Origin of the sequence: Chitinophaga sp. CF118 (genome assembly GCF_900112615.1) — a bacterium.
Taxonomy (GTDB): domain Bacteria; phylum Bacteroidota; class Bacteroidia; order Chitinophagales; family Chitinophagaceae; genus Chitinophaga.
Map to the genome: position 1 here is coordinate 127,664 of NZ_FOMK01000011.1, position 26,273 is coordinate 153,936.

Annotated in this window: 26 protein-coding genes; 20 read left to right on the plus strand and 6 right to left on the minus strand. The window is 41.3% G+C overall.

The features are described from left to right. Positions 1-8 precede the first annotated feature (8 nt). Together BM176_RS28075 and BM176_RS28080 are read right to left on the minus strand one after the other, a co-directional pair. Positions 9-2,654 (minus strand): valine--tRNA ligase, encoded by a 2,646-nt coding sequence (locus tag BM176_RS28075; protein ID WP_090107724.1) that lies wholly within the window; start codon positions 2,652-2,654, stop codon positions 9-11. A gap of 774 nt (positions 2,655-3,428) precedes the next feature. Further along, complete coding sequence (locus tag BM176_RS28080) at positions 3,429-4,448, minus strand: threonine aldolase family protein (protein WP_090107725.1); 1,020 nt, start codon at positions 4,446-4,448, stop codon at positions 3,429-3,431. A gap of 330 nt (positions 4,449-4,778) precedes the next feature. Between BM176_RS28080 and BM176_RS28085 the strand changes: the two genes are divergently transcribed. From BM176_RS28085 to BM176_RS28120, 8 genes are all read left to right on the plus strand, one after another. Continuing rightward, positions 4,779-5,636 (plus strand): sigma-70 family RNA polymerase sigma factor, encoded by an 858-nt coding sequence (locus BM176_RS28085; protein WP_012793808.1) that lies wholly within the window; start codon positions 4,779-4,781, stop codon positions 5,634-5,636. A 230-nt stretch (positions 5,637-5,866) separates the two neighbouring features. Further along, entirely contained in the window at positions 5,867-6,820 is a 954-nt protein-coding gene (gene trxB, locus BM176_RS28090) for a thioredoxin-disulfide reductase (RefSeq protein WP_090107726.1), read from the plus strand. A gap of 120 nt (positions 6,821-6,940) precedes the next feature. Continuing rightward, positions 6,941-7,291, plus strand: coding sequence for a dihydroneopterin aldolase (locus BM176_RS28095; protein WP_090107727.1), 351 nt, complete (start codon positions 6,941-6,943; stop codon positions 7,289-7,291). Positions 7,292-7,360: 69 nt separating this feature from the next. Then, a complete protein-coding gene (locus tag BM176_RS28100) occupies positions 7,361-8,116 on the plus strand; it encodes a tetratricopeptide repeat protein (RefSeq protein ID WP_090107728.1) in 756 nt (251 codons plus the stop codon). Positions 8,117-8,189: 73 nt separating this feature from the next. Further along, a complete protein-coding gene (locus tag BM176_RS28105; protein WP_177230571.1) occupies positions 8,190-9,068 on the plus strand; it encodes a DUF3822 family protein in 879 nt (292 codons plus the stop codon). After that, entirely contained in the window at positions 9,059-9,610 is a 552-nt protein-coding gene (locus tag BM176_RS28110) for an RsmD family RNA methyltransferase (protein WP_090107730.1), read from the plus strand. The genes BM176_RS28105 and BM176_RS28110 overlap by 10 nt, the downstream gene beginning before the upstream one ends. A 24-nt stretch (positions 9,611-9,634) precedes the next feature. After that, positions 9,635-10,111 (plus strand): pantetheine-phosphate adenylyltransferase, encoded by a 477-nt coding sequence (gene coaD, locus BM176_RS28115; protein WP_090107731.1) that lies wholly within the window; start codon positions 9,635-9,637, stop codon positions 10,109-10,111. Beyond that, positions 10,108-10,542, plus strand: coding sequence for a hotdog fold thioesterase (locus BM176_RS28120; protein WP_090107732.1), 435 nt, complete (start codon positions 10,108-10,110; stop codon positions 10,540-10,542). Before coaD ends, BM176_RS28120 begins: the two co-directional genes overlap by 4 nt. Positions 10,543-10,580: 38 nt before the next feature. On the opposite strand, the gene BM176_RS28125 is transcribed toward BM176_RS28120, so the two are convergent. Next, positions 10,581-11,207: an NUDIX hydrolase gene (locus BM176_RS28125; RefSeq protein ID WP_090107733.1), complete on the minus strand. Its 627-nt coding sequence runs from the start codon at positions 11,205-11,207 to the stop codon at positions 10,581-10,583. Between the two features lie 64 nt (positions 11,208-11,271). Between BM176_RS28125 and pyrE the strand changes: the two genes are divergently transcribed. The 3 genes from pyrE to BM176_RS28140 all read left to right on the plus strand — a co-directional run bounded on the left by pyrE (position 11,272) and on the right by BM176_RS28140 (position 13,294). Then, positions 11,272-11,916: an orotate phosphoribosyltransferase gene (pyrE, locus tag BM176_RS28130; protein ID WP_090107734.1), complete on the plus strand. Its 645-nt coding sequence runs from the start codon at positions 11,272-11,274 to the stop codon at positions 11,914-11,916. A 67-nt stretch (positions 11,917-11,983) separates the two neighbouring features. After that, positions 11,984-12,352: a heavy-metal-associated domain-containing protein gene (locus BM176_RS28135; protein ID WP_090107735.1), complete on the plus strand. Its 369-nt coding sequence runs from the start codon at positions 11,984-11,986 to the stop codon at positions 12,350-12,352. 393 nt (positions 12,353-12,745) lie between these two features. Beyond that, on the plus strand, positions 12,746-13,294 hold the full coding sequence (locus tag BM176_RS28140; RefSeq protein ID WP_218162296.1) for a M23 family metallopeptidase: 549 nt from the start codon (positions 12,746-12,748) through the stop codon (positions 13,292-13,294). 66 nt (positions 13,295-13,360) lie between these two features. On the opposite strand, the gene BM176_RS28145 is transcribed toward BM176_RS28140, so the two are convergent. Continuing rightward, positions 13,361-13,816 carry an LEA/WHy family protein gene (locus tag BM176_RS28145; protein WP_177230572.1) on the minus strand — a complete coding sequence of 152 codons (456 nt, stop codon included), beginning with the start codon at positions 13,814-13,816 and terminating at the stop codon, positions 13,361-13,363. A gap of 394 nt (positions 13,817-14,210) precedes the next feature. Here BM176_RS28145 and BM176_RS28150 point away from each other — a divergent pair, with 394 nt between their 5' ends. Then, positions 14,211-14,846: a WbqC family protein gene (locus BM176_RS28150; protein ID WP_090107738.1), complete on the plus strand. Its 636-nt coding sequence runs from the start codon at positions 14,211-14,213 to the stop codon at positions 14,844-14,846. Positions 14,847-15,075: 229 nt separating this feature from the next. Then, a complete protein-coding gene (locus tag BM176_RS28155) occupies positions 15,076-16,473 on the plus strand; it encodes a type III PLP-dependent enzyme domain-containing protein (protein WP_090107739.1) in 1,398 nt (465 codons plus the stop codon). A 450-nt stretch (positions 16,474-16,923) separates the two neighbouring features. On the opposite strand, the gene BM176_RS28160 is transcribed toward BM176_RS28155, so the two are convergent. Then, on the minus strand, positions 16,924-17,763 hold the full coding sequence (locus tag BM176_RS28160; protein ID WP_090107740.1) for a hypothetical protein: 840 nt from the start codon (positions 17,761-17,763) through the stop codon (positions 16,924-16,926). 159 nt (positions 17,764-17,922) lie between these two features. Beyond that, positions 17,923-18,378, minus strand: coding sequence for an Hsp20/alpha crystallin family protein (locus BM176_RS28165; protein WP_090107741.1), 456 nt, complete (start codon positions 18,376-18,378; stop codon positions 17,923-17,925). Positions 18,379-18,609: 231 nt separating this feature from the next. Here BM176_RS28165 and BM176_RS28170 point away from each other — a divergent pair, with 231 nt between their 5' ends. The 7 genes from BM176_RS28170 to BM176_RS28200 all read left to right on the plus strand — a co-directional run bounded on the left by BM176_RS28170 (position 18,610) and on the right by BM176_RS28200 (position 26,236). Next, the gene (locus tag BM176_RS28170; RefSeq protein WP_090107742.1) at positions 18,610-19,023 is read left to right on the plus strand and encodes a BrxA/BrxB family bacilliredoxin; all 414 of its coding nucleotides are present in this window, start codon (positions 18,610-18,612) and stop codon (positions 19,021-19,023) included. Positions 19,024-19,210: 187 nt separating this feature from the next. Continuing rightward, on the plus strand, positions 19,211-20,509 hold the full coding sequence (locus BM176_RS28175) for a prolipoprotein diacylglyceryl transferase (protein WP_090107743.1): 1,299 nt from the start codon (positions 19,211-19,213) through the stop codon (positions 20,507-20,509). 2 nt (positions 20,510-20,511) lie between these two features. Further along, positions 20,512-20,937 (plus strand): hemerythrin domain-containing protein, encoded by a 426-nt coding sequence (locus BM176_RS28180; RefSeq protein WP_090107744.1) that lies wholly within the window; start codon positions 20,512-20,514, stop codon positions 20,935-20,937. Positions 20,938-21,403: 466 nt separating this feature from the next. Continuing rightward, the gene (locus BM176_RS28185) at positions 21,404-23,866 is read left to right on the plus strand and encodes a TonB-dependent receptor (protein WP_090107745.1); all 2,463 of its coding nucleotides are present in this window, start codon (positions 21,404-21,406) and stop codon (positions 23,864-23,866) included. Between the two features lie 177 nt (positions 23,867-24,043). Continuing rightward, positions 24,044-24,613: an RNA polymerase sigma factor gene (locus BM176_RS28190; protein WP_090107746.1), complete on the plus strand. Its 570-nt coding sequence runs from the start codon at positions 24,044-24,046 to the stop codon at positions 24,611-24,613. After that, a complete protein-coding gene (locus BM176_RS28195) occupies positions 24,613-25,164 on the plus strand; it encodes a hypothetical protein (RefSeq protein WP_090107747.1) in 552 nt (183 codons plus the stop codon). The genes BM176_RS28190 and BM176_RS28195 overlap by 1 nt, the downstream gene beginning before the upstream one ends. Continuing rightward, positions 25,148-26,236, plus strand: coding sequence for a hypothetical protein (locus BM176_RS28200; RefSeq protein WP_090107748.1), 1,089 nt, complete (start codon positions 25,148-25,150; stop codon positions 26,234-26,236). Before BM176_RS28195 ends, BM176_RS28200 begins: the two co-directional genes overlap by 17 nt. Positions 26,237-26,273: the final 37 nt, after the last annotated feature.

The window sequence follows — 26,273 nt, forward strand, 5'->3', positions numbered from 1 at the left end:
GCTGAAAATTATAAGGATTTTAAACTTTCCGTAATAGCGGCTATTTTCGCCTGAGCATCAGCTTTCTTTTTTTGCTCTGCTTCTACCACTTCCGGCTTGGCATTCTGCACAAACCGTTCATTACCAAGCTTTTTATCTACCGATATCAGGAATCCCTCCAGATATTTGAGATCTTTCAATAATTCTTCCTTCTGTGCAGCCGGATCCAGTACAGTTTCTGTTTTCAGATAAAACTTGTCTGTTTGTACTACCAGTGAAATACAATCAGCAACAGGTTCATTTGTATATTCAACGGATTTTGCGTTTACCTGTTTGATAAGAGTATCCTCAATTACATTGAATACATTTCTCTGGAGGGTATCGATGAACACGTCTACCGGATCTTTTGGTTTGATCTGATGTTTGTTACGGGCATCACGAATACTGCTGATCACCTGTTTCGCTAATGATCCCTGAGCCAGTATACCTGAATCTGACTTCGCAGGTGTTTCATATTGTTTTACAATCAGGTCATCACCAGCAGTACGTGTTTGCAGCAGCTGATAGATCTCTTCTGAAGCAAACGGCATAAACGGATGTAGCAGCTGCATCAGCTGTTCGAAGAAGTAAACCGTCTTTTTATAGATCTCTGCATCAATGGGCTGTTCAAATCCGGGCTTCACCCATTCCAGGTACCAGCTACAGAAATCATCCCATACCAGGCTGTATATTGTTTTAAGTGCTTCACTCAGTTTAAAGTCTTTGAACAGTTCTGCCACCTGCTGTTGAACTTCATTCAGCCTGCTTTCAAACCACTGTACAGCGAAGTGATTGGCATCGGCGGTATTTTCTGCAGTACCACGTTCTTCCCACATCTTCACCAGCTTCAGCGCATTCCAGATCTTGTTACAGAAGTTACGTCCCTGCTCGCAGGAAGCATCATCAAACAGCAGATCATTACCCGCCGGAGAGGAGATCATGATACCAAAACGTACCGCATCAGCACCAAAGCGTTCTATCAGTTCCAGCAGATCTGGCGAGTTCCCCAGCTGTTTACTCATTTTACGGCCCAGCTTATCACGTACCATTCCGGTAAAGTATACATCGCTGAAAGGCTTCACTTCTTTGTATTCCAGCCCTGCCATGATCATACGTGCCACCCAGAAGAAAATGATATCCTGTCCGGTTACCAGTACAGAAGTAGGGTAGTAGTAATTAATGTCTTCATTATCAGGCTGGGAGATACCGTTAAACACCTCCATTGGCCATAACCAGGAAGAGAACCAGGTATCCAGGCAATCTTCATCCTGACGGAGATCTGATGCCTGTAAAATCATTCCTTTAGCTTTGAATTGAGCAACAGCCAGTTCTATGCTTTCTGCCACTTCAAAAGTACCATCCGGAGCATAGTAAGAAGGAATCTGTTGTCCCCACCAGAGCTGGCGGGAAATACACCAGTCCTTCACGTTTTCCATCCAGTATTTGTAGGTAGCCAGGAAGCGGTCGCCGGGATGGATGCTCACATCTCCATTTACCACTGCATCCAGTGCCGGTTTGGTGAGTTCAGCCATTTTCACGAACCACTGTGTGCTGATCCGTGGCTCTACTACAGTATCCGGGTTACGTTCACTGTATCCCACGCGGGTAGTATATTCCTGTTCTTTATCCAGCAGTTCCTGATCACGGAGGGTAGCTATTACCTTTTTACGGGCAGTGAAGCGGTCTTCTCCGATAAATACACCAGCAGCAGTACTCAGGGTACCATCATCATTCAGCGTATCTATGATTTCCAGGTTGTGTTTCAATCCAAGGTTATAGTCATTGATATCGTGTGCAGGAGTAACTTTCAGAGCACCGGTACCAAATTCTTTATCTACATAAGTATCGAAGATGAAAGGGATGCGGCGGTTTACCAGTGGCACAATAGCAAAATGTCCGGCCAGGTGTTTGTATCGTTCATCATCAGGATTTACGCAGATAGCGGTATCACCCATGATGGTTTCAGGACGTTGAGTAGCAATGGTGATACTCTCACCGGTAAGCATTCCTTCGGAATCTTCTATTGCATATTTAATGTAATAGAGTTTGCCCTGGATATCTTTATATAGTACTTCTTCATCGCTCAGGGCTGTTTTAGCCTTGGGGTCCCAGTTGATCATCCTTGCACCGCGATAGATGAGGCCTTTATCATAGAGGTCTTTGAAAACTTTGATAACTGCCTTATAATAATGGTCATCCATGGTAAAGGTAACCCGGTCCCAGTCGCAGGAGCAACCCAGTTTTTTTATCTGGTTGTAGATAATGCTACCATATTTATCTTTCCACTCAAAGGCATATTTAAGGAACTCCTCACGTGTGAGTTGTGATTTCTCAATACCTTTTTCGGTTTTGAGCATGTTTACCACTTTTGCCTCAGTAGCAATGGAAGCATGGTCCGATCCGGGTACCCAGCAGGCATTAAAGCCGCTCATACGAGCCCGGCGCACTAATATATCCTGCACGGTTTCATTCAGGGTATGTCCCATATGCAGCACACCCGTAACATTTGGCGGAGGTATTACAACTGTAAACGGAGGACGGTTGTCCGGTTTGCTCCGGAAATAGCCATTATCCATCCAATACTGATACCATTTGCCTTCAATAGCAGCAGGTGTATAATTTTTAGAAAGTTCCATGCTTGCGGTATAACATTTAAATAAGTCTGCAAAAATAAGAGAATAACCGATTAGAATGACCACCGTTTTATGGTGAAGGGGCATTATGGACACTTTTCTGGTCAAATTTTATCACATAGAATCTATCCAGTAACGAGAAAACAGGCTTTATTAACACTTTTCCGGTCAAACCTACCGGATATGTAGGAAAATATGCCGGAAATGCATTACCGGTTGCAGAATCAGGGGAAGGGAAGTAGTTTTATTGGGTTGATGTTAATGCCGGATTTGAGAACCTTGTTATTAACCGAATCACCTGTCTATTACAGACAAGGATACAAGGATAAATAATAAATACAGGAAGGATAAAGAGAATAGATTTCGATGATTATAGGTAGCACAAAAGCTACCATGATTAATCTGTCATATAATTTAACCCCAGAAGAAGCTTCAAGAGAAGTCCCCTGTTTGCCGTTAACAGGGGACTTCCAACGGAGCAAGCTATTTTCTTCATGTACATAACTGTTGTTATATCCATCTACGCCGGAGCAAATTATTTTTCCATTTTTAGAAGCTGAAAATTAATGTGTTGATGAATCGCGATTGTTAATGATCAATAAATACGCCTTATCTGCCGTGAATTCCAGGTGAAGCAAAATAGAGATCTGATCTAAAATCTTATTCTAAAGCTAAATTAAGACACTAAACAGGCAGATACAGAGTATTTATTGATCATTAACAATCTAAAACTTGCCAGCAACAATCATTAACAATCTATTTCAAACCAACAACAATCTATTCCATACCAGCAATGATCTCACAGGTTTTTTCGATCATTTCATGGGTAACATCCAGATGGGTAACCATTCTGACCTGTGTATCAGAAATCGGCATTACCAGGACCTCAAATTTTTTCAGATAGTCGGTAAAGAATCTTGGATTCCAGCCTTCCACTATATCAAAGATCAGGATGTTGGTTTCTACCGGTAACATATGACCGACGAAAGATTTTTCGAGTAATATCTTTGCGATCTGTTTAGCATGAAAATGATCTTCTGCCAATCTGACAATATGATTTTCCATTGCGTATATGCCAGTGGCTGCCATAAAGCCAGCCTGTCGTAATCCGCCACCAAGTTTTTTACGGATGCGGCGGGCCGCTTTGATGAACGCAGCACTGCCAAGCAGTACAGATCCCATAGGGCATCCCATTCCTTTATTAAGGCAAACGGAGATACTGTCAAACAACTGACCATAGGATTTAGGGTTTTGTCCCCCCGCCACCATCGCATTAAAGAGCCTTGCCCCATCCAGGTGGAGTTTCAGGTTGTTTTCCTGGCAAACGGTTTTGATGCGGGCTATTTCGTCCAGGTCATAACAACAGCCTCCGCCACGGTTTGATGTATTTTCCAGGCATACCAGGGAGGTAGCCGCTTTATGTACATCGTCCGGGTTAATGGCAGCTGCCACCTGTGCAGCGGTGATCATACCGCGTTCCCCTTCAATGGCGCGTACCTGGGCACCCGCATTAAAGGCAATACCGCCGCCTTCATAAATGTAAACATGCGCCAGACTACTGCAGATTACCTCATCGCCAGGCTGGGTGTGTACTTTAATAGCAATCTGGTTGCTCATAGTGCCCGAAGGGCAGTATAAGGCTGCCTCTTTGCCAAAATAATCTGCCATCATGGCTTCCAGTCTGTTTACGCTTGGATCTTCCCCGAATACGTCATCACCGGTGGTTGCATTGGCCATGGCCTGCATCATTCCGGGGGTAGGGCGGGTAAAAGTATCACTCCTGAAATCGATCGTCATCCTTGAAAAATTTGCAATGTATTGAACAATAAATTAGTGAAGTTATTAATTTGAATGTGATTACTTATCAATTGTTAAAATTTATTTAAACCCTTTAATTTAGCGACTAAAGGGCTATAAAATTTCGTTTATATAGAGTACTTTGTTACTAGAATGAAAAGGTTTGCGAAGATATTTGGCAGTACGGGCTATTAGCACGATCTTTGCAGGCTAATTTGTTAAAACGAAGATATCGGAGAGTGGGAATAGTTTGTAAGGTAAATATTTTAAATATTTCAACAAAATAATTCTTTCGATGTTATTCAATTTATAAACTAATAAACTTTCAATATGAGGCAACTTAAAATTGCCACCCAGATCACTAACCGTGATTCGCAGGCGGTAGAAAAATACCTGCAGGAGATTTCAAAGATCCCTTTGTTAACCCCTGAAGAAGAGACCGTATTGGCGCAACGTATTAAAATGGGTGACCAGAAGGCTCTTGAACGTTTAACTACCGGTAACTTACGTTTCGTTGTATCTGTAGCAAAGCAATATCAGCACCAGGGGCTTAGCCTCAGCGACCTTATAAATGAGGGCAATTTAGGTTTGATTAAAGCTGCGCAGCGTTTCGATGAAACAAAGGGTTTCAAATTCATTTCTTATGCAGTTTGGTGGATTCGTCAGTCAATATTGCAGGCTTTAGCAGAACAGGGCCGTCTGGTTCGTCTGCCGCAAAATAAAATTGGCACTTACAATAAGGCTAATAAAGCTTACATGGCTTTTGAGCAGGAGAATGAAAGAGAACCTTCTACCGAAGAGTTAGCAGAAATCCTGGAGATGTCTGAATCGGAAATTAACAATATTTTTCAGAGCAATACCCGTCATATGTCACTGGATGCTCCAGTACATGAAGCCGAAGATGTGGCTATGGGCGATTTACTGGAAGGTGGAGATATTACTGATGATGACGTAATGCGGGATTCACTCCGTGAAGAGATCCGCCGGGTACTGAAATCCCTCAGCCCGCGTGAAGCTGAAATAGTAAACGCTTACTTTGGTCTGGATGGTGAAAACGGCGCAACAATCGAACAAATCGGACAGAAGTATGACCTCACAAAGGAAAGAATCCGTCAGATCAAAGAACGCGCTATCAAAAGACTACAAAAAGCCCGCTACAGCGGCGCATTAAAATCTTACCTGGGATAATAGGTCCTGGACGAAGCAGAAAAAACAGAGCTGTTTGAAATGTTATAATACATTGTCTGATCTGATCATCTGCCATTACATCTAAAATCTATTATGTCTATAAATGCACCGGCTGTAAATTTTATAGCCGGTGTTTTTTATTATATGGGGATATGTATTTTTGCATGCACTATACCGATGGGGTACGTACATTCATAAATAGATCTTAACAATATTACATAGCAAGAAGTATGGAGACTAACCAACAGCAGGAGCATGTACATTTATTAATTATAGGTTCCGGACCGGCAGGTTATACCGCTGCCATTTATGCCGCCAGAGCTAACCTGAAACCGGTGCTTTACCAGGGAATTCAACCAGGAGGACAATTAACCATTACTACAGAAGTAGAAAACTATCCCGGATACCCCGAAGGAATTCAAGGGCCGGAAATGATGGTGGACTTCGAAAAACAAGCTACCCGTATGGGCGCTGATATTCGTTTTGGCCTTGCCACTTCAGTGGATTTCAGTAGCCAGCCGTATAAAATAACAATAGACGAATCAAAGGTGATGACCGCCGATGCAGTAATCATTGCCACCGGTGCATCTGCCAAATGGCTCGGATTACCATCCGAACAACGCCTGAACGGCAGTGGCGTGTCTGCCTGCGCCGTGTGCGACGGATTCTTTTTCCGTGGTAAAGACGTTGTGATCGTAGGTGCCGGCGATACCGCAGCAGAAGAAGCTTTGTACCTGTCTAAAATGTGTACCAATGTACACATGGTAGTACGCCGCCATGAAATGCGCGCATCCATGATCATGCAGGACCGTGTACTGAAAACCACAAACATCATGGTACACTGGAATTCTGAGACACTGGAAGTATTGGGAGATAAAAAGGTGGAAGCCGTAAAACTCCTGAATAATAAAACACAGGTAGAAACAGAGATCCCGGTAAGCGCATTTTTCGTAGCTATCGGTCACCAGCCAAATTCAGACATCTTCAAAGATGCACTGGAACTGGACGAACAGGGATATATCAAAACCGTTCCCGGTTCTTCACGTACCAGCCTGGAAGGAGTATTTGCCTGTGGCGATGTACAGGATAAAATCTACCGTCAGGCAGTAACAGCCGCCGGCAGTGGTTGTATGGCAGCCCTGGATGCAGAACGTTACTTATCAGCAAAAGAACATCAACAATAATATTTTCCAGAAGTAACAGGCTGTATCATAAGTACGATACAGCCTGTTTTTATTCGGATTATAGTCGTCGTCAGGGCTCTTAACGCCTTTAGCAGGTTTCAATAAATTCAAACTCCAGGTATGTTAACAATCGGCTTAGAGCAGGTACATTTCAGAGCCTTCCACGGTCTTTACCCGGAAGAACGCATCATTGGCAACGACTTCATCATCGATGTATCTGTTACCATTCCCGGTGTTAACCAAATAGACAGTATAAAAGAAACCGTTAACTACCAGGGGATCTTCACAATAGTAGAACGGATCATGGCCATCCCACAGCCATTACTGGAACAAGTAGTTTATGCCATTACTGATGCCATCAAACAAAAGTATCCGGAAATTCAGAAATCAAATGTTTCTTTACGAAAAATGAATCCTCCAATGGGTGCTTCCGTACGTAACTCAATGGTCACGCTTGAAAAAAATTACTAAAGGTGTGATGGCCGGTATATCATAGTTGATATTAAATTAGTATTTTTAATATGTATATAACTCCATCCTATGTTAAAAAACGTATTGGCCTTCGCTTGTCTACTGTTATTTTCCGGTGTTTTGTATGCACAGACTGCTGAAGAGCTTGTAGAACAGGCCTTGCAGCAGGAAAAACAAATGAAAGAGAGCGCTGCTCTTGCCTTGTATAAAGATGCGCTCAAGGTCCAGCCGGACAATATCCAGGCGCTGACAGGTGCCAGCGAACTTTGCTCCCGGGAAGGTTACCGTCAGAAAGACACTGATGAAAAGATCCGTAACTATGATGATGCAAAGAATTATGCTGATCAGGCTTTAAAACTGGCGCCGGAAAATGCTGATGCCAACTATGTAATGGCAGTGGCTATGGGACGTAAAGCCATGATAGCCGGCGCGAAAGAGAAGGTAGCCGCCTCCAAGGAAGTGAAGAAATATGCAGAATTGGCCATCAAATTTAACCCCTCATGCGCCAAAGCATATCATGTGCTGGGCAAATGGAATTATGAAGTGGCTAACCTGAACACCTTTGAGAAAGCCGCTGCCAAAATGTTATTTGGCGGCCTGCCGGAAGGCTCACTATCCTCCGCCATTAATAATTATGAAAAATGCCGTAAGCTGGATCCCTTTATTGTAGTGAATTACCTTGAACTGGCACGGGCCTATCTGGAGAATGATGAGCAGGCCAAAGCTATAGAAATACTTAAAAAAGCAGTATCCCTGAGAAGTGTTATTCAGGACGATGCCGATACAAAATCTCAATGTAAAAAGATGCTGGAAGGGCTGGAATAGAGTTGATTTGCAAGGGACTGAATCGAAAGTCACTATTTTTGGTTATTATTGTGCCATATTTAATGTATTAATAATGTCTGTTACATATAACATACATCCTGCTTTTGCAGTCGATGATGCTTCTTTACTGGAAACAGATCTTACTACCTGCCAACTGCTGGTGCTTATAGGAAGGGGGATTTTTAGTTATGTAGTCTATGAACCGGCTTCCAAAAGATTTGTGGCACTGAAATCATATACCTTTCTTTCACAGAAAAGTGGGGCTGTGGCTGACCTGGAAATGATAGAACAGGTGTTCGATGCCGACAAACTCTTATTCACCAGCTTCCGTGCAGTATACCTGGCTTTCGATGGGGGAGATAGTACGCTGGTGCCTGAAAAACATTACAATGCTTCTCTTAAAAAAGACTACCTGCAGCTGATCTACCCTGAAAAAACACAGGAAGTAATCCTGGCAGATATATTGCCAGACCAGCATCTGGTAAATATCTATGGTGTGGATAAAGACCTGCTGGGCTATTTACGCAAAGAATTCTCTACAGATAATACCCTGCATGTAAACTCCGCTTTGCTGAAATCATACACCTTTGATAATGGTTTCCGTGATATTAACGGAGTTGCCTTCATCGATATCCAGCAACATAAATTTACACTCACTGTATATAAATTAGGACAGCTGTTATCTCAGCAGGAAATTCTCTGCCAGACAGGATTGGATGTAGTATATCACCTGGTGAATGCCCTGCGGCAAACCGGATTGGATGAACAATATGCAAAAGTAAAAGTAGGCGGAGCCGTTACTGCAGATTCCCAGATCTATAAGGAATTACACAGGTTCATTCCTAAACTTGAATGGATGGAGCGCTTACCCGGTTTTGGATACATTCCTAAAATGCAGGAAATTCCCGGTTATTATTTCAACAATCTATATGCACTGGCTTTATGCGTATAATAGGAGGAGAGAAAGGGGGATTACACTTTCAGCCACCGGCCAATATGCCACATACGCGGCCTACTACAGATCTTGCTAAAGAAGGACTTTTTAATATCATAGAGAATAATCTCGACCTTACTTCACTTAAAACACTTGACATATTCGGGGGTACCGGTAGTATCAGCTATGAACTGGCTTCCCGGGGCGTAACCGATCTTACTACTGTTGAGAAAGACCCAACGATGGCAGCATTTATAACGAAAACTGCCGCAGAACTGGATATTTCTCTGAAGGTACATAGGATGGATGTGTTTAAATACCTCGAACAGTGTACCGAAAAATTTAATTTCATTTTTGCAGATGCTCCATATGGCATGCCTAACATTGACAAGCTCCCACAGATCATTTTTGAAAGGGAACTGTTAGAGAAGGAAGGATGGCTTGTACTGGAGCATACCCGCAACCTTGACTTTAAGAAATTTTCTTATTATCGCAGTGAGCGGAATTATGGCACCACTATCTTTTCTATTTTTATCAACAGGGAAGAACTGAAGAAGTAGTTATTCCAGGCACAACATATTAATATGGAACGTATCTGTTTATTTCCCGGCACATTTGATCCTATTACGTTAGGTCACACCGATGTGATAGACCGCGCACTCGATCTTTTCGATGAACTGTTCGTAGGGATTGGGATCAATTCAACAAAAGTTCCTATGTTCCCGCTGGAACAACGGATCCAGTGGATCAAAGAGATCTATAGTCATACACCTAAAGTAAAGGTGGTTACTTATGATGGACTGACCGCGAACTTCTGCAAACAGATCAACGCAAATTTTATATTGAGGGGGATCAGGGGTATCGCTGATTTTGAATATGAGAAAGCGATAGCAGATGTGAACCGTATGATGGACAGTAGTATTGAAACAATTTTTTTAAGTTGTACCCCGAAATATTCTACTATTGCTTCTTCACTGGTTCGGGATGTGCTACGTTACAAAGGTGATGCATCTCAGTTATTGCCAGCAGAAGTATTACACACCCTCAAATCAGCTATATGAAACCGATCTGGTACTCTTTAGATGTTTCTCTCGATCAGCTTAATGATTCTGGTAAAAATACCATGTCGGCACACCTTGGAATGGAGTTTACCGAAATCGGTCCTGATTACCTGCGGATAATGATGCCTGTAAATCATCTTACCCGGCAGCCTTATGGGCTTTTGCATGGAGGTGCTTCAGCTGCATTGGCAGAAACAGTAGGGAGTGTGGCTTCTTCACTGATCATAGATCACAGTAAGCAGATCTGTGTAGGACTGGATATCAACGCTAATCATATAAAAGGTGTACGGGACGGATATGTACATGCTATAGCCCGGCCATTACATATAGGAGCTACTACCCACGTTTGGGATATCAGGATCTGTGATGATCATAACAAACTGGTTTGCATCAGCCGGCTCACAGTAGCTATCAGGGATAAAAAAGAATAACGGAGATAACAGATCTGCCATCTCCGTCGTCCTGTTATTTACACCGGGTATCCATCTTTTTCAAATACATCTGCAATGTTCTGATAAGAGAACTTCAGGTATTTGCTCAAATGCTCGGGTTTTACCCATTGGATATCCAGAATATCTTCTTCAATCTGCGGGATGGTCAGTTCCGTTCCCGTAAACTGCATCTTATACCAGTGCGTGTGCTTCAGAATCTTCTTTTCCTTGTAAGTATAAAAATGAAGGGTTTCCGAGATTTTATGCTCCAGGGTAATACTGTGCAGGCCGGTTTCCTCTTCCACTTCCCGTAAAGCACACGTTTCCAGGTCTTCGCCATCATCCTGTTTGCCTTTAGGAAGATCCCACCTTCCACGACGGAACATCAACAGAATTTCTTCTTCAGGATTGGTGATCAGTCCACCCGCCGCAACGAGAATGCTGAAATAGCTTTTTACCTTATCCAGTAAACCGGTAGTATCCGGATTAATGAAAATGGCCGCCGGCAGTTTGCCCGTTTCGAGAGCCTGTAACGTACTCTCTATTATTTTCTGGTCCGGCAGGTTATATGATTCAGCACCTTTGTACTTCTCAGGCACTGCCTCAGGGGTAGCAGTGATGATCAGAGGTCTTTCGTTGAGATATATTATTGACTCTTTTTCCATGTTGCAAAATTAGTGTTGATTTAATCATTCGTCAATAATTCCTAATTAACTATTTTTGCTTTCTATGAGTAAGATCAGCGAAAAACAAGTAGCGGAAAAGCTATTGCAGATACAAGCCGTAAAGCTGCGTCCGGCAGAACCTTTTACCTGGGCTTCCGGCTGGAAGTCGCCCATTTACTGCGACAACCGTAAAATATTGTCATTCCCATATGTGCGTGACTATGTTAAATCGGAGTTGTGTAACGTGGTATTTGAAACTTTTCCGGATGCTGCGGTAATAGCAGGAGTTGCCACCGGAGGCATTCCCCTGGGAGCATTGGTAGCCGATCAGCTGAAATTACCATTTATCTATGTACGTGCAAAAGCAAAAGAGCATGGTATGGGTAACCTGATTGAAGGGGTGTTACAGCCTGGTCAGCCGGTAGTTGTGGTGGAAGATCTGATCTCTACCGGGAAAAGCAGTCTTGAAGCAGTAGCTGCTATCAGGGCCGCAGGCGGAGAAGTTGTAGGAATGGTATCTATCTTCAATTATGGATTTGATGTAGCAGTAAAAGCGTTTGAAGCTGCAGGGGTTCCTTTCTACTCACTTAGCAATTATAGCGCCCTTATAGAGCTGGCCGTTGAAAAAGGAGTGGTGTCTGAAGCCGACCTTTCCACGCTGGAAGCCTGGAGAAGTGCGCCAGACAAATGGCAGTTGCAGAAAGTATAACCGTTCTTCAAAAAGCGGGTCATCAATTAAAGGTTATTTATTATATTAGGATTACAAAAAGTAAATTATGCGTATCATCAAACTTGTAATGGTGTTATTATTTGCGGGTGTAGGTGTTACTATGGCCCAGGCAAAAAAGGGCACAATGGTAACAGCAAAGATCGCTACCCCAACAGTACAATGCGAACAATGCAAGAACCGTATTGAAAAGTTCCTGCTGAGAGAAGAAGGCGTTGCCTCTTCCAAAGTGGACTATAAACATGGTATCACTACCGTGAAATTTTTCAGTGACCGCACTAATATAGAGAACGTAAAAACGGCTATTGCGAATGCGGGTTATGATGCTGACAATGTAACGGCAAATGAAGAATCTTATGCCAAGCTACCTACCTGCTGCAAAAAGCCGGAAGATGGTGGTGGAAAAGAAAAACACTAATTAAAGCTTCTTATAAGAAAAGTGTTCCGTAACCACGGGACACTTTTTTTGTGCCCTGTACCTATCTTATCAAGTAATATATTTTTAACTTAATATTATACTTATTTATTATTTTTGTACCCTGTACGGAACCCTGAGGGATATTTGAACAACCTATATTATTTTTTAAACCCTCAATTGAATAACCATATTAACTGTTTTAACCATGAAAGAACCTATATCTTATAAGAGAAGAGCTTATTGTTTCCACTAAGTATTATCCACTTACATTAATTATTCAGACACCCGATTGATATTTCCTGTCGATATCACTGTGGGTATGTTACATCATTTTTGATGCGGTATTGCTGTGCCGCCTGTGAAAGATTTTTTTTTAACCATAAACGTGTATTGATGAAGAACATCCAATTCAAATTGATTCCCATTCTGGGAATGGCAGTGTGTTTTACTGCCCTGGTATCCTGCTCAAAAACTGAGTTAGCTGCTAAACAGGAGCCAGAAACAGAAAAGAAAATCGAGTCAGATGAGGAAATTGCAGCACTTGAACTTGCTGCTGCTGCAAAAATTGCCTCACCTGTACCTGGTTACAAAGTAACCTACGCTTATGGCATCAGAGATCCCCGCTATGCTGCGGGATTTCATACAGGTGATGATTACGCTGCGCCAAGTGGCAAACCTGTAGTTGCTGTACTGGCTGGTAAGATTGTATGGTCCAATTCCAATGGAGGAGCTTATGGCAACTGGATTGGCCTGCGTGCAAACGGTCGTGATTACATTTACTGTCATTTATCGTCCCGTTCTGTAAGTAAAGGTGCTACGGTAAAAGCCGGACAGCAATTAGGTAAAGTGGGTGCTACAGGTAATGTGACCGGACCACATCTGCATTTTGAAGACAGACCAGCAGGTGGCGGTTATGGTAATGTGAGGAAGCCAAAATGGTAATGAGAAGAAATCGATAGCTCGGGGGCTGAGAAACCAATTGGTTCTCAGCCCTATTTTTTACTCTAACTAAAAGAAATTAAGCGGTTGCTTAGTTTCACATTTGATCGGAAAAGGCAAAAATACGCCTCCTTTACCCACCTTACAATTCCCCGTTGCCTTGATCGTTACCTCCTTATTCAGGAGAGCGCCAAGGGCATTTTTGAACACATTTTCCATATTGATCTCCAGTTTCACCGGAAAGTAAAAAGTATCTTTTGCCGGAATATAGATCATGGTATCCTGAACGGAATGGCCCACCTGGGTATCATCAAAGAACAGATCGAAACTGGCATCTTTCAGTTTCAGGTTAAAGCTGTTCGGATTGTAATAAGATAATGTCATTTCAACAATGCTTTTCTGGAACCCTAAGTTGCCAACTTTAAAACCAGCTACCCTCACAAATTGGAGATCCTTGACCTTTTCGCAGGAACTTACGATTCCCCATATTGCAAAAATGAAAATGCTCAGTCTGATATATTTCATGACAAAAGATGTAATTAATATGACAAATGGAGATAAGTAATTTCCATCAAACCTACATGAAAGTAAACGCATCTCAAAAGAAGGATAGAGGAATTATGAAACTTTTAACCTCACATTTCTTACTGATTCCTGTAAATCACACCTCTACCTAACATTTTACTTTAAGTATAAAACTCCTTGAAAATGAACAAAAAAGCTACTAAATAGTTTAGTAAATTTGCAACCGCCTGACCTTTTACTTTAAAGTTCGAATTGCTAAATTCAATAGCATATTTTTAACTTTTCTATGAATTGTTTTTCAGAGACTTAGAGTTAATTGTTAAGTAGTTAATGATAAGTCGCTCAGTAGGTATAAACACAGGTATTTACACAGTAACCACTAAATTTTGACTATATGGCAGTTGATACAGGAAAAGAGACATTACTAATTGAATCACAATACTTTCCGAATCTTTCCTACTATAAAACTTTAGTTAAGAGCGATATATTATTGATAGAAAGATATGAACACTATCAGAAGCTGAGTTTTCGGAATCGTTGCTATATTGCCGGACCAAATGGAAGCATCCTTTTAAGCGTTCCTTTAGCCCGTGGAAAAAATCAGCGGACGGTAATGAAGGATGTAAAAATCAGCAATGAAGAAAAATGGCAGGGACAACATTGGAAAACTTTAGTATCAGCTTACCGCCGGTCTCCCTGGTTCGAATATCATGAAGAGGCATTAGGGAAATTATATGAGCGGCCTGCGCAGTTTCTGCTCGACTGGAATATGGCTTGCTTTGAATGGGCTAATGATGTGATCGGTTTATCCCATCCGGTATCCTTTACGGATGAGTATGAAAAGGAATATGCTCCGGGTACCGGTATCACCGACCTGAGAGATACGATGTCTCCCTCAGCTGTTGCTTCCCCGGAAGATACTCCTGTATATACCCAGGTTTTCCAGGAAAGGACCGGATTCATTCCCAATATGAGCATCCTGGATCTCATTTTCTGTGAAGGAAGACGTAGTCTGGAGTTATTAAGATAGTAGAAATTTAATATGTGTAAAAGGGGTTAATATATTGGTATGGAATGATTTAAGCTAATATTTAACCGTTTAAAAAAAAGTGCAAGTTTTTGTCTAGTCAATTGGACAAAATATTTAGCTTTGCAACCAATTTTGCTGGGTTTCGAACTGACGTAGGTGTGTAAACCAGGAGTTTTCCAGCGAGGGTTGTGATTGCTTTTTCTAATCCTAAAATTTTTCCGGGTTTTAAATGAACAGCACCTACACAGATCTCGTTAATCAAACCTTTGAGTTTCCACAAGAAGGTTTTGATGTAAAGAACAACTACCTTCAATTCAATGACCTGAATATCAAGGCTTTGATTGATAAGTACGGGACACCTTTTAAGCTGACTTACCTTCCTAAAATAGGAATGCAGGTAAATAAAGCCAAAAAGATGTTCCAGGATGCGATTAAGAAGAACAAGTACGATGGTAACTATTATTACTGCTATTGTACCAAGAGTTCACACTTCTCCTTTATAATGGAGGAGACACTAAAGCATGGTGTGCATATTGAAACGTCCTTTGCATATGACATTGATATTATCAATAAGTTATATGAGCGTAAGAAGATCAATAAAGAGACGTTTGTGATCTGTAACGGTTATAAAACAAAACCTTACACCCGGGCAATTGCAAAATTGATCAACAGCGGGTTTAAGAATGTAATACCGGTATTGGATAACAGGGAGGAACTGGAGGACTATAAAAAGTTCATCCGTTCAAAAGATAAAGTAAAACTCGGGCTGCGCATTGCTGCAGAAGAAGAGCCTAGCTTTGACTTTTATACTTCCCGTCTTGGAGTGCCTTCCCGCGATGTGCTGGAGTTCTATGTAGACAAGATCAAAGGGAATGAGAAGTTTGAGCTGAAAATGCTTCACTTCTTCATGAACAAAGGTATCAAGGATGATATTTATTACTGGAGCCAGTTTAACAGGGTAATCAACCTGTACTGCCAGCTAAAGAAGATCTGTCCTGAACTGGATAGTATCAATGTTGGCGGTGGCTTCCCGATAAAGCATTCTCTCGGTTTTGATTATGATTACAATTACATCGTGAATGAGATTGTAGCCAATATCAAAAGCATGTGTAAGAAGAATAAGGTACCTGTACCGGATATTTATACAGAGTTCGGGTCCTTTACCGTTGGCGAAAGCGGTGCGGTAATTTATAGTGTGGTAGGAGAAAAGATGCAGAATGACAGGGAAATCTGGTATATGATAGACAGTTCGTTTATCACTACTTTGCCAGATACCTGGGGTATAGGAGAGAAATTCCTGATGTTACCCATTAATAAATGGGATCAGGAATACCAGGAGGTCCACCTGGGAGGGTTAACCTGCGACGGATATGACTTCTACACTTCTGAAGAGCATATTAATGCAGTGTTCCTTCCAAAACAGGGAAATGATGAGCCGCTGTATATTGGATTTTTCCATACAGGTGCTTACCAGGATCAACTGAGCGGTTATGGCGGTATCAAACACTGCCTGATCCCATCACCTAAACACGTAATTGTAGGATATGATAAGAATGGGCAGCTTAAAGATTGGCTGTATGCTAAGGAACAGAGCGCCCAGAGCATGTTAAAGATTTTGGGTTATTAAAAAAATGGGTTAGTAATCCACTTACATACCCCGCGACTTTTCGCGGGGTTATTTTTTGCCCATAATTATAGTAAAAAAAAGAGCTCCCCCGCATTTACAGAAGAGCCCATTCCACGGCATAGGTTATATCAAAAGCATATAGGAAAATAAGACAAAGGGATAAATATAGTTGCGTATAGGGATATAAGACAAAGAAAGGCGGAGGGGTATAAGGAAAATAAAACAGTTGTACTTTGATGGAACAAAGATAGGCTGCCCCAGGGGACTAAGAAATACCCGAAAGTTGTAATTTTCCTATAGTGATATTGACAGTTGGGATGATGTTATTAATCCTGCTTGTAATATAGTGGCATCATTAAGCTGGTCATATCCCTGTAAACTTGTAGTAACAGACCATATTACTAAGCCCTGTTATACATGAGTGCCCTCACACAGACGTGTAGTGAGGGGTTAGTTCTCCGGTTGACGGCCCGCATCCAGGTAATCAATAGCGCTTTCACACTGTTTTTCAATCTCTCCCAGGCAGGCTTCCAGTAGTTCTCTGTTGCCATCCAGGTACTTGGATTTGCCGGAACGGGATAATCCTTTCAGGATAATGAACTGTTTGGTAAGGTGCTGATTCAACAGGGAAGAGTGTTGCTTTTGCTTCTGCAGGCTAAGCGCCTCCTCAAAAATAAATATGTTCCGGTAATGTGCCCCCAGCACCCTTATCAGAAAAAGTATATATAATCCGGCCAGGATGGGCATGCTGATAATGTTCTGTTCCGCAGAATAATTCGGCGTGGCAAATACGGCCAGCTGATTTACGTTCACCCACACTGCCAGCCCAAGATAACCACACAGCAGTGCGCCCATTAAAAGGGTAGTGGCCAGGTTGGTAGTTATATAGCAGAACAGAATACTTAATAACCATATCATAGTATACCGGGGGGAGGTATCCTGATTATTTAAAAAAGACGAAGCCATTGGGACGAGCATCGTACTTAAAACAGCAAAGGTACTAACAGTTTTGTAAGGTACCCCCTTTTTAAGAAGTAACATGCCTAAGAGCAAAAGCACCAGGAAAACCGGCATTAAAAGTAAATCTGTGGTATTTTGGTTATATAGGCCAATTAGCGCTTTAGGTATTAAAAGGAGGATATGGAAGAAGAGATAATCGAATATAAGCTTATAATTACAGTGTTCACGGTTGTCGGTAATTGACCGCAAAGCATTGCCTATCACTACATTTTCAGTAGCGGAATAGACTTTAACTGTCAGGGATCGTATCCTGTTAAATAATTGCGGCATAGGCCTTATGGTTATATGGCAAATTATTCTATAAAAACAGGATACTTGTTAAACGTTTGTGTGAATTATGTAAATAGGGCAGAAAAGGGGGAAAATAAAAAGTCCCTCCCGGAAAAACCGGGAAGGGACCTGTCCTTATACAACCGTATCACTAACCTTTTACTCTACAACTATTGCTTTCACCGGATCTTGTATATTCTCTTTCTTTGATAAAGTCACCTTTAAAATACCATTTTCGTATTTCGCCTGAATTTTAGTGGCGTCTACCTGTTCATTTAACGTAAAGGAACGTTTGAAAGAGCGGTAGCTGAATTCACGACGGATCTGTTTCTGGTTTTCGTCCTTGGTTTCGGCTTCTTTTTCTGCGCTAATGGTTAATACCTTGTTTTCAAGACTGATCTTGAAGTCTTCCTTGTTTAATCCTGGTACCAGCACATCCAGGGAATAAGCTTCTTTGGTTTCATAGATATTTACCGGAGGATGAGCACCAAAAAAATCGGCGGTATTGAAATCATCCTTAATAAATTTGTTAAGATTGGCATTATTAAAGATCTCATCTACGATGCCACCAAATGATTTTACTACGGGAGCGTGGTTGAATTTTACGAATGTCATAATTATAAATTTTAGAGTTTGTTTTAAAAATTTTCAACACTAACTACTAAGCAAATGGGATACCATGCCAATAAACCCTGCTATTTTGCTAGTAAAGCCTAATTTAGTCGGACTTTTTGTCTTGTTTCGATTTCAATTGTAGACAAAAAGTCATATTCATTCAAGTTTTTCTATTTATCCCCCGATTGATTAACTTTGTAAAAACTTAAGAACAAAAAAAATTGCATTAATATGTATCCAGCAGAATTAGTAATGCCAATGAAGGCAGAGTTAACAGATAACGGTTTTGAAGAATTGTTGACATCTGACAAGGTTGATGAAACATTAAAGAAAGAAGGCACTACACTGGTAATGATCAATTCAGTATGTGGTTGCTCTGCAGGTACTGCCCGTCCGGGTGTACTGCTGGCTGTAGCACACAGTGAAAAGAAACCAGACAGGCTGACTACCAGCTTCGCAGGTTTTGATATAGCTGCTATCCAGCAGATTCGTACTCACCTGTTACCTTATCCTCCATCTTCACCAGCTATCGCTTTATTTAAAGATGGTGAACTGGTACATTTCATTGAGCGTCATATGATTGAAGGACGCCCTGCACAAATGATTGCAGCTAACCTGGCAGATGCTTTTGAACAATACTGCTAGTTGCTGACGGATAACGGGATGCTTAATACAGAACCCAGATTAAGTTTTTGTATTAAGCATTTCGCGTTAAGTATAAATATCATTTGGAATTTGTAATTTTTCCAGCTTACTTTGGTGGTTTGATTTTCCTTTAGACTAATTCGGCTTTGTTCATAGGGAAATTTCAGATCACCAATTTTTTTTGGCTATGTATCCTAATCTATATTACGCATTCAAAGACCTGTTAGGTCTTGATCTTCCTTTTCTCAAACTCTTTCAGACATTTGGCTTTTTCGTGGCTATTGCTTTTCTCGCGGGAGCATACATTTTATCCAGCGAATTGAAAAGGAAAGAGCAAATGGGATTGTTACATGGTATTCAGGAGAAAATAATTATTGGTAAGCCAGCGGGTATTTCAGAATTATTGCTTCATTGCATCCTGGGTTTTGTACTGGGATTTAAAATAGGAGGAGTAGTCTTTAACTGGGCAGAAGCATCTCAGGATTTCCAGTCCTATATATTATCTGCTAAAGGAAGTTTTTTAGGAGGTATTATCCTGGGAGCGGTTTTCGCATTCATGAAGTACAGAAGTGCCAAAAAACAGGAACTGACTAAACCGGAAGAGCGTACTATGATGGTAATGCCTCATCAGCGGGTACCCGATATTACAGTGCAGGCGGCTATTGCCGGTTTAATAGGCGCCAAGATCTTCCACAATCTTGAAAACTGGAATGACTTTGTACAGGATCCGATAGGAGCCCTGACCTCTTTCAGCGGATTGACCTTTTACGGGGGACTTATTGTAGCGGCTATAGTGATCATCCGCTATGCTAAATCTAAAAATATCAACATCTTACACCTCATAGACAGTTCTGCTCCTACATTAATGCTTGCTTATGGCATAGGACGTATGGGCTGCCATTTCTCGGGAGATGGTGACTGGGGCATTTATAACAGTAGTTACATAACAGATGCTACCGGGCATATAACCCAGGCAGATCCTTCAAAATTCCAGGAAGTAGTAAAAGGAAGTGAGCAGTTCTTTACACGGCAGTACGCCAGTCTGGAACAAATACCGCACGCACCTTTTGTGAAACCGGATGCACTGAGCTTTTTGCCTGACTGGTTTTTTGCTTACGGATATCCGCATAATGTAATTAATGAAGGAGTGCAGATGGCTGGTTGCTCAGGTAAATACTGCAGTGTATTACCAGTATCCGTTTATCCTACAGCCCTGTATGAAATTATTGTTTGCCTGTTATTATTCCTGGTATTATGGGGCATTCGTAAAAAGGTGAATGTACCGGGTGTGGTATTCGGCATCTACCTGATGATGAACGGTGCAGAAAGGTTCTTTATAGAAAAGATAAGAGTGAATACTAAATATGATATTTTCGGATTTCATCCTACACAGGCCGAAATCATTTCTACTTTAATGGTAATAGGCGGAGCAGTGTTGATCTGGTATAGCCGTAAAGTATTTACAGCAGCTAAAACGAGTTCCTGATTATGCAACGCCATTCTACTTTAATTCCTTTATCGCAGGAGCATAAACGCCTGCTGTTCGTATGTCGCTATCTGAAAAAGGATGCGGCTCCCTATGAAGGGTTTCCACTTGAAACAGATGCTAAACTGGCCTACATTGTAAAAGTATTCCAGGAAGTAATGGTGCCACATATCCAGAAGGAAGAATATCTTTTTGAGGTTTGTCTGGGGAAAAACGAAGAAATCGATGTGCTGATCCGGGAACTGACACTGGATCATCAGCGGATATCCAGGATGTACAGTGCCCTGACTGAAAATACAGATATGATAGCTGCTATGGACCTGCTGGCCCGTAGCCTTGAGGAGCATATCCGGACAGAAGAAAGGGTTCTCTTTGAAAAAATCCAGGAAGTATTGCCCGATGTGCTTGAGAAGATTGACTGGGAATAACAACGACTTATTATATAAGAGCCCTGCAATTTTAAATTGTGGGGCTCTTTTCATTTGCGATGATATATATAAGATATACCCTGAACTGGTAACAAACGGGAATCAGATATAAAGTAAACAGGCTCATCCTACGTTCATCCTACGTTAAAAACGTAGGATGAACGTAGGATGAGCCTGTTTACTCCCTGTTAAGTTCCTTTCTGATATGAGTCTGAGTAATATTCACAGTATTGAAGATCAATAAAATCCCCCTAAAATCTGTAACTAAATTCCTCTCAGGGCGTCTTTAATTAAAAAATTACCACTCATCCCTTTCCCAGGACCGTTTATGTAAGACTAAGTATTATGCAATACACAGTACATACCTTTACACTGTAGTTGATAAAGAAAGGAACTGTAGAAGTAAAGGAACTATACATAATAATACTTTAACTATTAGTTTTTTATAAATAATAATCCTCCTTATATGAAATCTATCGCCATCTTTTTAGCCCTTAGTGTCGTGGTCTGTAGTATAAAAAAGACCTACGCACAAACCAGCCAGCCGGCAAAAGTGTCCGGGCAGGTAATGCAAAGCGGTAATAAACCCGTTGAATTTGCCACTATCACCTTATTAAAAGCAAAAGACTCATCCCTGGTAAAAGGTGCTATTGCTGATATCAACGGTCAGTATGAGTTTGAGCAGATAAAATCAGGCAAGTACCTGGTAGCAGCTGCTTATGTAGGTATGAAAAAAGCGTATAGTCCGACTTTTGAAATAAATGGTAATACTCCTGTAAAAGTACCAACGCTTTCTCTTAGCGCAGATGCCAAAAATCTGAAAGAGGTAAATGTAACAGGGAAGAAACCTTTTGTTGAGCAGCATCCCGACAAAATGGTGGTAAATGTTGAAAACAGTATCATCGGTGCAGGTGCTTCTGCAATGGAAGTTCTGGAAAAATCTCCCGGTGTAACTATTGATAAAGATGATAACATCAGCATGAAAGGAAAGAATGGTGTTGTTATTATGATAGATGGTAAGCTAACCAATATGAGTTCCCAGGACGTTGCCCAGCTGCTGAAAAGTATGCCTGGTAGTAATATCGACCAGATAGAACTGATCACCAATCCTTCCGCCAAATATGATGCAGCGGGCAACGCCGGGATCATCAACATCAAACTGAAAAAGAATAAAACAGTAGGTACCAACGGAAGTTTGAACGTGGGCAGTGCTTATGGACTTACTCCAAAATACAGTGCGGGCCTTAACGTGAACCATCGCAATGAAAAGTTCAACCTCTTTGGTTCTTATAATTATAACCACCGCGGAAACGAACAAAACCTTGCGTTATATCGTACGGGTACGGATAATGGAAAGTTTACCATATTTGATCAACATAACAAGATCACCAATACATCTGAATACCATGGCGCCAAGGTAGGTATGGATTACTTTATCAGTAAAAATCACACAATAGGTGTGATGGTAGATGCCGGTTTCAGAAGTTCAAACTCACCTGCTTTTGGTACTACATTGATCGGTGGAAGGGAATCCGTTGATTCAACATTGAAAACAAATTCAGAGAATGGTTCGCACTGGAGCCGCTGGGCATACAATGTTAACTACAAAGGTGTGCTGGATACAATGGGTAAAGAATTGAATATTGACCTGGATTATGCACTGAATAAGGAAACCAAAACGTCTGATATCTTTTCCAATACCTGGGATGCTGGCGGTAAGAACTTTATGCACGGTGATACTTCCCGCAGTTTACAACCATCTAAAATAGATATTAAAACGATCAAAATTGATTATGTAAATCCGCTGAAACACGAGGCTAAGTTTGAAGCAGGATTGAAGTTTTCTTTCGTAAAGACTGATAACAATGCCCGTTTCGATTCTTTACGCAGTAATAACTGGGTATATGATGTGAACCGTTCTAACCAGTTTATTTATAAGGAAAATGTGCAGGCAGGTTATATCAATTTTCACAAGCAGATTAAGAAGCTGAGTTTGCAGATGGGCCTTCGCGGAGAAGCTACACAGGTAGAAGGTAATTCTATAACGATTAACCGTAAAACGGATACCAGCTATTTTAACCTGTTCCCAAGTATATTCGTAGGTTACGCGGTATCGAAGAACCACCAGTTAGGTTTGTCTTACAGCAGAAGATTACAGCGCCCCAGCTACGAAGATCTGAATCCATTTGAGTTTTATCTGGACAGATACACTCTTTTGTCCGGTAACCCTTACCTGCGTCCTTCTTATGCCAACAGTATAGAACTGACACATACTTTCAAACAGTTTTTAACTACCTCTATCGGTTATACGCATACAAAAGATCTGATAACGCAGATCATAGAAGCAGGAAAAGATCCTGTGACCGGCGACAGCTCTGTTTTAAGATATAAATACCTGAATGTGGCCAAGTCGGACAACTTTACAATGAACATTTCTTTTCCGGTACCGATTACCAAATGGTGGAACAGCTTTACTTACCTGTCTGGTAATTATAGTAAATATCAGACAATAGTGAATAATCAGAATGTGAGTATTAACGGTGGTGGATTTATGGCCCGTACACAGCATTCATTTACTCTCCCCAAAGGGATCTCTACTGAGGTGAGTTTCTTTTACCTGTCCTCACAGATAGCAGATGAAGGGTTGTTTAAGATGAAGCCGATGTATGCAATGGACTTTGGGATATCCAAACAGGTGTTAAATAAGAAAGGTTCTGTGAAGCTGAGTGTGAATGACGTTTTCAACAACCAGGTGTTCCGTGGAACTTTTGAGAATGCCGGCCGCTACAGCTCAGTAAGGAGCAAATGGGAAAGCCAGCAGGTGAGGTTGAATTTCACTTACCGTTTTGGAAGTACCAGTATTAAGGAAGCAAGGAGCCGTAGAACAGGTTTGGAAGACGAGCAGAACAGGGTGAAGAGTAATAATTAGGTTCGACCTAGGTTTTAGGTACATATAAGGATGGATAGGACGTGATCTCTCGTTAGATCGCGTCCTTTTTAAAACTCTCAACAGACTGGTTATCAAGGTTTATAGACTGAAGCAGGAAATTATCCTCAAAAAATCTTCCTGTCATGTGCAACCTTTTTTCAAAATAATGTCTTTATAATGCAAGCATCTACCAACAACTTGAACCAGACAACGATAACAGACCACCTGGTTGACAGGTGCAAAAAAGGCGACGTGCACGCTTTCCGGGAATTGTACAACGCTTATTCGGCGGCTATGTACAACATCTGTCTGCGTATGACGGGAAATGCCGCAGATGCTGAAGACACTCTGCAGGAGGCTTTTATGCAGATATTCAAGAATATTGAACGTCTGGAAAGTGCCAGCAGTGTAACCGCCTGGATCAAGAGGATAGTGGTGAACCACTGCCTTTCCAGGTTGCGAAAAAAGAAAGTGTATTTTGAAGAAGTAGATAATATAGACTTGGTAGAAGAGCAGGGAGGAATAGATGAAGATAGTTTTGCCTGGACGGTGGCCGCCATCAAAGATGCGATACATATATTACCGCAAGGTTACCGGACTGTACTTAACCTGTATATCTTTGAGGAATATTCGCATAAGGAAATTGCCGCAATGCTGGATATTTCTGAGTCTACAGTAAAAACACAGTATATGAGGGCGAAGGATAAAGTGAGGCAGATCGTTAAACAAAAAAATGTAATTCGCTGATGCCAGAAAAGAGTTTTGAGGATTTTATCAGGCAGCACCGTCCGGATTTTGAGGAGCATGGGCCCGGACCCGGTGTGTGGGCACAACTTGAAAAAGAGCTGAGGCCCCCCAAAAAGGAAACGATTATACAGCAGTTGGGCCGTCACTGGTTAAAAGCGGCGGCTATTCTGGTACTTGTTGTAAACAGTGTGGTAATCTATCAGTTCCTACAGATGAAGAAGGCGCAACATCTGGAAAATGTATCGCCGGAGTTGCAGGACGCAAAGATGTATTACACTTCTCAGATTGAACAGCGGCTACAGGATATTAAAGCCTATCCCGCATCTGTGGTAGGACTGGACAGTTCGGCCCGTAAAGAACTGGAGTTACGTAATGAAACTTACCAGGTACTCGAGGCAGAATTAATACAAAATCCCGGTAACGAACGTATAAAAGCAGCTATGGTACATTATTACCAGTTAAAGCTGGACCTGCTGGATAAAATATTGGACGAGCTGAAAGAAAAGCAGCCTGTTATACAAAAGCAATCTAACTATGAAAGAGAAATTTAAAATACTGATACTGCTGTTATTACCAGTGCTGGCGTTTGGTGAAAAAGGAAACAGTGAATACAGAAGAACTATTGTGAAAGAGATCAATAATGCCAGTAACACTACATTGACGATTTCGAATAAATATGGAAAGGTGATTATCCATACCTGGTCTAAAAACGTTATAAAATCGACTGTTGTTATTACAGGCTTCGGTAAAAGTGTAGATGAGGCTAAGGACGTTAACAGTATGGTAGATATTACTACTAACACTAATGGTAACACGACGAGTTTTCAGACAGTGTATAATCCTTCCGGATCGGGCAACAAATGGTTCTCCTGGGGGAGTGGAAAGAAAGATTCCAAGGATTATGTGAACATTGATTATGAGTTATACGTTCCTGAAGATCTTACCAAAATAGTTATCGAAAACAATTTTGGAGATGTGATTGCAGATGTACTTTCTTTTCCTGCGGTCATCAATATGAACTATTGTAATTATGATATAAAGGAAGCGCAGAAATCACTGGAAATGCATATGAATTATTGCCAGAAAGGGAAGGTAGGAAAGGCAGATGCATTGATAGTAAAGGCTAATTATTCAAATATCCGGAGTGAGTCTGTCGGCTCCCTGATGGCGAGTTCCAATTACAGTGAATATACATTGGGATCGGTAGGAAAGATGGAAGTGAAAGGTAACTATGATGAATATACTATTTCGAAAGTAGGAGTTATTAGTTCCAGATGTACCTATACAAATTTCAAGATTGGTGAAGTACTGGCAGAAATAACTGCGAACCTGGTGTACGGAGATCTGTCTGTAAAAAGTATCGGACAGGGATTTAAGAAAGGGGATATGCACCTGACCTATACGGATATTAATCTGGGATTCCAGCAGAACGTTGCTTTTCAGATCAGGGTAAACCTTACCAGCGGAGATCTGAATACTGGCGATCTTTCATTTAAAAATGTAACTTCTATTAAAAAGAGTTCCCAGTTATCTTATACTGGTTCTACTGCCGGAGCCGGCGATCAGTCACCTTTACTGGCTATTCAGGGAGTATACAGTGACATCGATTTAGACAGTCACTGATCATTCAACATCTTCTTTAAAACGTTAAAATCCTAAT